Annotated in this window: 7 protein-coding genes; all 7 read right to left on the bottom strand. The window is 66.3% G+C overall.

Annotated features, from left to right (window positions below; translation table 11 throughout):
• Positions 1 to 42 precede the first annotated feature (42 nt).
• A complete protein-coding gene (locus tag DCO48_RS17795) occupies positions 43 to 1,887 on the bottom strand; it encodes a S9 family peptidase (RefSeq protein ID WP_116551920.1) in 1,845 nt (614 codons plus the stop codon).
• Positions 1,853 to 3,013, bottom strand: a complete 1,161-nt coding sequence (gene pqqE / locus DCO48_RS17790) for a pyrroloquinoline quinone biosynthesis protein PqqE (RefSeq protein ID WP_116551919.1) — start codon at positions 3,011 to 3,013, stop codon at positions 1,853 to 1,855. The genes DCO48_RS17795 and pqqE overlap by 35 nt, the downstream gene beginning before the upstream one ends.
• The gene (gene pqqD / locus DCO48_RS17785) at positions 2,985 to 3,260 is read right to left on the bottom strand and encodes a pyrroloquinoline quinone biosynthesis peptide chaperone PqqD (RefSeq protein WP_116551918.1); all 276 of its coding nucleotides are present in this window, start codon (positions 3,258 to 3,260) and stop codon (positions 2,985 to 2,987) included. Before pqqD ends, pqqE begins: the two co-directional genes overlap by 29 nt.
• Positions 3,257 to 4,012, bottom strand: coding sequence for a pyrroloquinoline-quinone synthase PqqC (gene pqqC, locus DCO48_RS17780; RefSeq protein WP_116551917.1), 756 nt, complete (start codon positions 4,010 to 4,012; stop codon positions 3,257 to 3,259). Before pqqC ends, pqqD begins: the two co-directional genes overlap by 4 nt.
• Positions 4,013 to 4,020: 8 nt before the next feature.
• Positions 4,021 to 4,932, bottom strand: coding sequence for a pyrroloquinoline quinone biosynthesis protein PqqB (pqqB, locus tag DCO48_RS17775; RefSeq protein WP_116551916.1), 912 nt, complete (start codon positions 4,930 to 4,932; stop codon positions 4,021 to 4,023).
• Between the two features lie 66 nt (positions 4,933 to 4,998).
• Complete coding sequence (pqqA, locus tag DCO48_RS17770) at positions 4,999 to 5,070, bottom strand: pyrroloquinoline quinone precursor peptide PqqA (RefSeq protein ID WP_008365141.1); 72 nt, start codon at positions 5,068 to 5,070, stop codon at positions 4,999 to 5,001.
• Positions 5,071 to 5,227: 157 nt separating this feature from the next.
• The gene (gene pqqF, locus DCO48_RS17765; protein WP_116551915.1) at positions 5,228 to 7,561 is read right to left on the bottom strand and encodes a pyrroloquinoline quinone biosynthesis protein PqqF; all 2,334 of its coding nucleotides are present in this window, start codon (positions 7,559 to 7,561) and stop codon (positions 5,228 to 5,230) included.
• Positions 7,562 to 7,599: the final 38 nt, after the last annotated feature.

Raw genomic sequence — 7,599 nt, 5'->3', positions numbered from 1 at the left:
GCCCGCGCCCACAGTGGTCCGCAGTGCTTCTGTGGGCGCGGGCTAGTCCCGCGATGAAGCCAGCACCGCCCGATAGAACTTCCATTCCTGTTCCAGCGCATGCGCCAGGTTTGCCGCAGTACGGAAACCATGCCGTTCATTGGCATAGAAATGCCCCTGCGCCTCGATGCCGTTGGCCTGCAACGCTTCGAGCATCGCCCGTGTCTGTTCTGGCACCACCACCGCGTCCAACTCGCCCTGGAAGAAGATCACCGGCACCTTGATCTGCCCGGCATACAGCAGCGGCGTACGCTGGCGATAACGCTCCACGTCCTGCTGCGGGTCGCCGATCAGCCAGTCCATGTAGTCGCCTTCGAACTTGTGTGTCGCGCGGGTCAGCGCCAGTGGATCGCTCACCCCATACAGGCTCGCCCCGGCCCGGAACACGTCGCGAAACGCCAGTGCGCACAGCGTGGTGTAGCCGCCGGCGCTGCCGCCGCGAATGAACGCCTGCTGCGGATCGATCAGGCCTTGCGCCGCCAGGTAGTCCACGGCGGCACAAGCATCCTCGACATCCACTTCGCCCCAGCGCAGGTGCAGCGCCTGCCGATAGGCGCGGCCATAGCCGGTACTGCCACGGTAGTTGAGGTCGGCCACGGCGAAACCGCGCTGGGTCCAGTACTGAATGCGCGGGTCGAGTACCGGCTGGCAGGCCGACGTCGGCCCGCCATGGATGAACACCACCAGCGGTGGCCGCGCTGTGTTGCCCGAGGCCGGATAAAAGAACCCATGCGCTTCGCTGTCGCCACTCGGGTAGCGGATGCTGCGCGGCTGGCTGATGTGCTCGGCGGGTAGCGGCAGCGCGCCGCCGGCCAGCACCTGCACCGCGTGGCTGGTGCGGTCGATGGCAATCACTGCCGGCAAGCTGTGCGCCGAGGCGGCAATCGCATAGATGAACTGTTCGTCGCGGTCCAGGCAGCGGAAGCGCGTATAGGCGCCGCTGAAATCCTCCAGCGTGCCGTCGGCATGCCGCAGGCCGAGGCGGCTGAACCCTCCTTCGAACCAGCTCGCCAGGTAACGGTTCTCGCCCAGCACCAGCCAGGTGCTGGCGCCCAGTTGCCACGGCGCGCCGGCATGATCGGCCGGCAATGCCGGCAGTGCACTCCAGCCTGCAGCGGTTTCGCCCCAGGGCTGCCAGAAGCCATTGCGGTCGGACAGGCAATACAGTCGGGCCTGGTCATCGAAGCACGGCTGCTGCAGCGACTCGGCGCCGTTGGCGTCGCCGGCCACGCAGCGCGGCACGCCCCAACGGCCATCGGCCACGCGTTCGCTGGCCATCAGCCGGGTGGCAGTCCAGGGTTGTTCCGGGCGTCGCCATTCGATCCAGGCCAGCCGCTGGCCGTCGTCGCTCAGGGTCGGCGCGGCGTAGAAATCGGCACCTTCGGCCACTACCCGGCGCGGCCCCGGCTGCAACGCTACCAGACGATGCTCGACCTGCGTCGCGGTGTGGCTTTCCTCAACCGCCAGCAACTGGCCGGCGGCCCAGCGCAAGTCGCCATAACGCCGCTCGCCGCTGGTCAGTGCCTGCGGCGGGCCGCCGTGCAGGTCCTGGTGGTAGACCTGCTGGTCGGCTTCGTTGACGAACAGCACGGCGTCATCACTCAGGCAGAAACCACCGCCACCATATTCGTACACCCGGCTGCGCACGCTGAAACCGTCCGGGGTCAGGCAGCGGGCCCGGCCGTCGCGCCAGTGCCAGAGCCGGCAGGCGCCGTCCTGCGGGCGGAACTCGTTCCAGAACAGCCCCTGCGGGCCGACCTTCAGTTCGGCGTAGTCGGTGCCGGCGGCGACCGCCTGTGAAGCACTGAACGGCTCAGCCGCGGGCGATAAGGCGGGCGTTTCGATCATTGCGCAAGGTCATCTCGTTGATGGTCTGGCTGGCGGTTTCGGCCTCCTCGCGCGCGGCAAGAATGATCCGGTGGTCCGCCGACTTGGCGCACACCGGGTCGGCATTGCTGGCGTCGCCGGTGAGCATGAAGGCCTGGCAGCGACAGCCACCGAAGTCCTTTTCCTTCTCGTCGCAGGAGCGGCACGGCTCCGGCATCCAAGCATAGCCGCGATAGCGGTTGAAGCCGAACGAGTCGTACCAGATGTGTTGCATGCTGTGTTCGCGCACATTGGGAAACTGCACCGGCAATTGCCGCGCGCCATGGCAGGGTAGCGCCGTGCCGTCCGGGGTGACGGTGAGGAACACGCTGCCCCAGCCGTTCATGCAGGCTTTGGGGCGCTCTTCGTAGTAGTCCGGGGTGACGAAAATCAGCTTGCACGGGTTGCCGGCCGCCTTGAGCGTGGCGCGGTATTCATTGGTGATGCGCTCGGCCCGTTCCAGCTGGGCGCGGGTGGGCAGCAGGCCGACCCGGTTGAGGTGGGCCCAGCCGTAGAACTGGCAGGTGGCGAGCTCGACGAAGTCGGCCTCGAGGGCGATGCACAGCTCGATGATGCGCTCGATCTGGTCGATGTTGTGCCGGTGGATAACGAAGTTCAGCACCATCGGGTAACCGTGGGCTTTCACCGCACGGGCCATTTCCAGCTTATGCGCGAAGGCCTTCTTCGAGCCGGCGAGCATGTTGTTCACCTGCTCGTCGCTGGCCTGGAAGCTGATCTGGATATGGTCCAGCCCGGCTTGCTTGAAGTCGACGATCTTCTGCTCGGTGAGGCCGATGCCGGAGGTGATCAGGTTGGTGTAGTAACCCAGCCGCCGGCCTTCGCCGATCAGTTCGGCAAGGTCCTGACGCACCAGCGGTTCGCCGCCGGAAAAGCCCAACTGCGCAGCGCCCATTTCGCGCGCTTCGGCCATCACCCGGAACCATTGCGCGGTGCTCAACTCCTGGCCCTGGGCGGCGAAGTCGAGCGGGTTGGAGCAATACGGGCATTGCAACGGGCAACGGTAGGTCAGCTCGGCCAGCAGCCACAGCGGCAGGCCGACCTCGGGCGTGGCGGGCAGCTCAGGCAAGTTCGATCCAGTGTTCGGCACGGGCGACCTCCATGAACTGCTCGATGTCGTCCGGCAGTTCCGCTACGCCGGGGAATTGGGCGTCGAGCACGGCGATGATCGCGGCGACATTGCGTTCGCCGTCGATCAGCTCGCCGATCAGCGCGGCGCTGTCGTTGAGCTTGATCATGCCCTCGGGGTACAGCAGGACATGGGCCTTCTGCGCCGGTTCGTACTGGAAGCGGTAGCCCGGGCGCCAGCGCGGCGTCAGCGTGCGATCAAAACTCATAAGGCGATCCCCTTGTGCCAGACCCGTTCACGCGTGACGCTGTGGTACGGCGGGCGGTTCAGTTCGTAGGCCATGCTCATGGCGTCGAGCATGCTCCAGAGGATATCCAGCTTGAACTGGAGAATGTCCAGCATGCGCTGCTGGCCCTCGACGCTGGTGTAGTGTTGCAGGGTGATGCTCAGGCCGTGTTCCACATCGCGCCGGGCCTGGCCGAGGCGGGTGCGGAAGTACTCGTAGCCGGCCGGGTCGATCCATGGGTAGTGCTGCGGCCAGCTGTCCAGGCGCGACTGGTGGATCTGCGGGGCGAACAGCTCGGTCAGCGAGCTGCTGGCGGCTTCCTGCCAGCTGGCGCGGCGGGCGAAGTTGACGTAGGCGTCTACCGCAAAGCGCACGCCGGGCAGTACCAGCTCCTGCGAGCGCAGTTGGTCGGGGTCCAGGCCAACGGCCTGGCCGAGGCGCAGCCAGGCTTCGATGCCGCCGTCTTCGCCGGGCGCGCCGTCGTGGTCGAGCAGGCGCTGAATCCACTCGCGGCGAATCTCCCGGTCCGGGCAGTTGGCCAGGATCGCGGCATCCTTCAGTGGGATGTTCACCTGATAGTAGAAACGATTGGCGACCCAGCCCTGGATCTGCTCGCGGCTGGCGCGGCCCTGGTACATCGCCACGTGGTAGGGGTGATGGATGTGGTAATAGGCGCCCTTGGCGCGCAAGGCCTGCTCGAATTCGGCCGGGGTCAGTGGCACAGCGTCGCTCATGACAGTTCCTACAGCTTGATGCTCATGCCGTCGTAGGCGACTTCGACGCCCCGGCGGTCCAGTTCGGCGCGTTCCGCCGAGTCTTCATCGAGGATCGGGTTGGTGTTGTTGATGTGGATAAGCACCTTGCGCTGTTCGGGGAAGGCTTCCAGCACCTCCAGCATGCCGCCGGGGCCGTTCTGCGCCAGGTGGCCCATCTCGCGGCCGGTACGCGTGCCTACACCGCGACGCTGCATCTCATCATCCTCCCAGAGCGTGCCGTCGACCAGCAGGCAGTCGGCCTGCTGCATCTTCGCCAGCAGCCCGGCATCGACCTGGCCGAGGCCCGGCGCGTAGAACAGCGTACCGCCGCTGCGCAGGTCTTCCACCATCAGCCCGAGGTTGTCGCCCGGGTGCGGGTCGAAGCGGTGTGGCGAATACGGTGGGGCCGCGCTGCGCAGCGGGAACGGGGTAAAGCGCAGGTTCGGGCAGGCGTCGATGACGAAGCTGGCGTCGAGTTCGATGCACTGCCAGTTCAGGCCGCCGTTCCAGTGGCTGAGGATGTTGAACAGCGGGAAGCCGCTGCTCAGGTCCTGGTGGACCATCTCGGTGCACCAGACCTGGTGCGGGCAGCCTTCGCGCAGGCTGAGCAGGCCGGTGGTGTGGTCGATCTGGCTGTCGAGCAGCACGATCGCATCGATCCCGCTGTCGCGCAGGGCGCGGGCTGGCTGCATCGGGGCGAAGCTTTGCAGTTGCGCGCGGATGTCCGGCGAGGCGTTGCACAGCACCCAGTGCACGCCGTCGTCGGACAGCGCGATCGACGATTGGGTCCGCGCCGTGGCGCGCAGGCTACCGTCGCGGTAACCCTTGCAGTTGACACAGTTGCAGTTCCACTGCGGGAAACCGCCACCGGCGGCCGAACCTAGAATCTGGATGTACATGGCTACTCCTGCGCCGGCAAAAATGAAAACGCCCCGGCGAACCGAGGCGCTGAAGCACCGGTAGCCTTAACGGCTGGCGAAGTACATGGTCACTTCAAAGCCGATGCGCAGGTCGGTGTAAGCAGGTTTGGTCCACATGGGTGGTCTCCTTCCGGTTGGTTTTGGGGTCGGTAGCTACCAATTTAGTCCACCCTCGCCATGAGGGGTTCCAGTAGCCAGATTGCGCTATCTTACTAAAAGATGTGAACCGCTTGGTTAAATAGTACGTGAAACGTTTTTGCAGGGACGGTAAGAATCAGTGCCAGTCGGTGCCTGGGGCGGGGCCATTGGCCAGGCACAGCCAGCCGTTTTCGGCACTGAGCAACTGACCGGCGGCGTCGCCCAACTGCTCGGCATTTACCCGCAGGATGGCCGCCTTCATTGAGGCTAGCGCCGTTTCGCCGAGGCCGGAGAGCTGCCCTTGCCAGGCCCAGTCGGCAACCTCGGCATTACTCATCACGGCTTCGTCGAATTGCTCGGCCAAGGTTCGACGAAGCGCTAGATCGAGTGAGGGTTCTGCACAGAAGCCGCGCAAAAATGCTTCTATGTGAGCAATGATTTCCGCGTGACTGGCATTGGGCGATTGCACACCGAACACCAGCCCACTGACGCCCTGAACCTGACGGAATGCGCTGAACACGGCATAACCCAGCTGCAGTTCGACGCGCAGGCGCTGATAGAACGGGCCTTGCAGCGCCTGCGCCAGATAGCGCCAGGCGGCCTGTTGGTGTGCTGGAACCGAACAGAACAGCAGCAGGGCCTGTTCGTTGCCAGCTGGGGCGGCTTGCCGCCAGCATTTTGTGTGCGGCTGCACGGGCATCGGTTGTGCGCCGGGCTGGCCCGGCACGCCGCGCAGCAACTGGTTCAGGCTGTACTGGTCGGCACCGGCGAAGCCAGTCGCCATGCCCTGCCAGATGGCCTGGGCCCAAAGCCCGTCGAGCTGGTCCGGCTCCAGCAGGCAGGACGGCACGGGCGCTGGATCGTCGCCGATCAGCGCTGCGGGCAGTGCTGCGAGCAGTTGTCGAATCGGGACGAGCTTCGATGCCTTGCTCGGTACGGCTTTCCAGCTGGCATTGGCGGGGGCGCCGAGCAACACCAGGGCCTGTTCGAGCACCGCGACCACGGCGGCGGGCGGCCCGGAGCAACGCAATTGCCAGAATGCCCCGCACTCGCTGAACGCCAGTATTACCGCCGCGCGTGCGGCGCGTTCGATGAGTGGTTGCAGGCTGTGTTCGAGCACTCGCCAGAGCCGGTCGCGCAGGCTTGAGGTCAACTGCCAGCGCAGGAAGACAAAGCCCTGCGCGCGGGTGGCCGGGAGCGCGGGGCTCAGGCTGAGGCCTGCGGGCGCCGGGCAGGCGGGTGTCGGGCGAGACCGGGCATCGAGCAACGGCTCTGCGGCGGGCAGGCGCCAGCCATGGGACGTCCTTGGCGGGCCAGCCAGCATGCTGTCGAGCAGGGCACTGACGCCGTCCAGGCCGGCCTGGTTCAGGGCGGCGAAAGCCTGCCCGGCGCTGTCGCAGCGGGCCAGCTCCAAGGCGCTGGCGGCGCGTTCGCGGCTGGCCTGCAGGCGCGCGAATTCCTCATTGGCCGCGCTCAGCTCGGCACCGCGGAAGAACCCCAGCCAATCGCGAAGCAAGGCGTGCACCGTGTTTGGGGTGGCCTTGGACGTGAGCTGAAAATTCAGCTGCAGCAGCGCCTGGCCGGCATGCTGGTACAGCGGGTTGAAGCTGAACGCCTGCAACCAGCCACGCTGGCGCAGCTCGGCGAGCAGGCCGCCGGGGCGGGTGTCGCCGAGCCAGGTGTCGAGGAAGGCGATGGCCTGATCGGCCGCCGGTAGTCGTTCGCAGGCAAACAGAACATCCAGTTGTTGCGGCAACTGCTCGACCTGGGGTGTGCTTTCCGTCAGCGGCGGCGGAGCACTTTGGGCCACCTGCGGTGCCGCTGCAAACAGCCCGCCGAACTGCCGGGCCAGGGCTTCCAGTGCATCCAGCGGCTGCGGCCCGGCGAGGCTCAGGGTGATTTGTCCGGCCTGATAAAAGCGCTGGTGAAAACCGCTCAGCGCCGCCTGAAACGCCTCGCTGTGAACCGCCAGGCTGTAGCGGTTGCCGGCGTGAAAGCCGCTCAACGGATGGCGCGGCGAAACCGCTTGCAGCAAGGCGTGCTGGCGCTGCGCGGCGGGGTTGCGCGACCAGGCGATGAACTCGGCGTGGATCACCTCGCGCTCGCGCAACTGACGCTGGCGGTCGAAGCGTGGCCGGGCCAGCATGTCGCACAGACGCTGCAAGGCGCCGGCGAAAGCAGCGGTCGGCACTTCAAAGAAGAAATCGGTACTGCGCTCGCGGGTGCTGGCGTTCACCTGGCCACCCTGACGCTGCACGTAACGCATCAGGCCGTCGTCGATAGCGAAGGCCTCGGTGCCGAGAAACAGCAGGTGTTCGAGAAAGTGTGCCAGCCCCGGCCAGGCCGCAGGCGCATCGTGGCTGCCGGCCTGCACCCGCACGGCGGCTGCACTGCGCTTGAGGTGCGGTGCACAGCGCAGGCTGACCTGCAGGCCATTGGCCAAGGTAAGGCGGTGAACAGCAGTGGACATGACGGCTCCGGCTAGGCGCGAACCGTCATGCTAGCGGA

It is taken from the genome of Pseudomonas sp. SDI (assembly GCF_003105155.1).
Lineage (GTDB): Bacteria > Pseudomonadota > Gammaproteobacteria > Pseudomonadales > Pseudomonadaceae > Aquipseudomonas.
This window is presented reverse-complemented; position numbering and strand designations above follow the sequence as displayed.

Coding starts and splice junctions, on each gene's coding strand:
- pqqC (WP_116551917.1), bottom strand. CDS start 4,012: ATGAGCGACGCTGTGCCACTGACCCCGGCCGAATTCGAGCAGGCCTTG.
- pqqB (WP_116551916.1), bottom strand. CDS start 4,932: ATGTACATCCAGATTCTAGGTTCGGCCGCCGGTGGCGGTTTCCCGCAG.
- pqqD (WP_116551918.1), bottom strand. CDS start 3,260: ATGAGTTTTGATCGCACGCTGACGCCGCGCTGGCGCCCGGGCTACCGC.
- DCO48_RS17795 (WP_116551920.1), bottom strand. CDS start 1,887: ATGATCGAAACGCCCGCCTTATCGCCCGCGGCTGAGCCGTTCAGTGCT.
- pqqF (WP_116551915.1), bottom strand. CDS start 7,561: ATGTCCACTGCTGTTCACCGCCTTACCTTGGCCAATGGCCTGCAGGTC.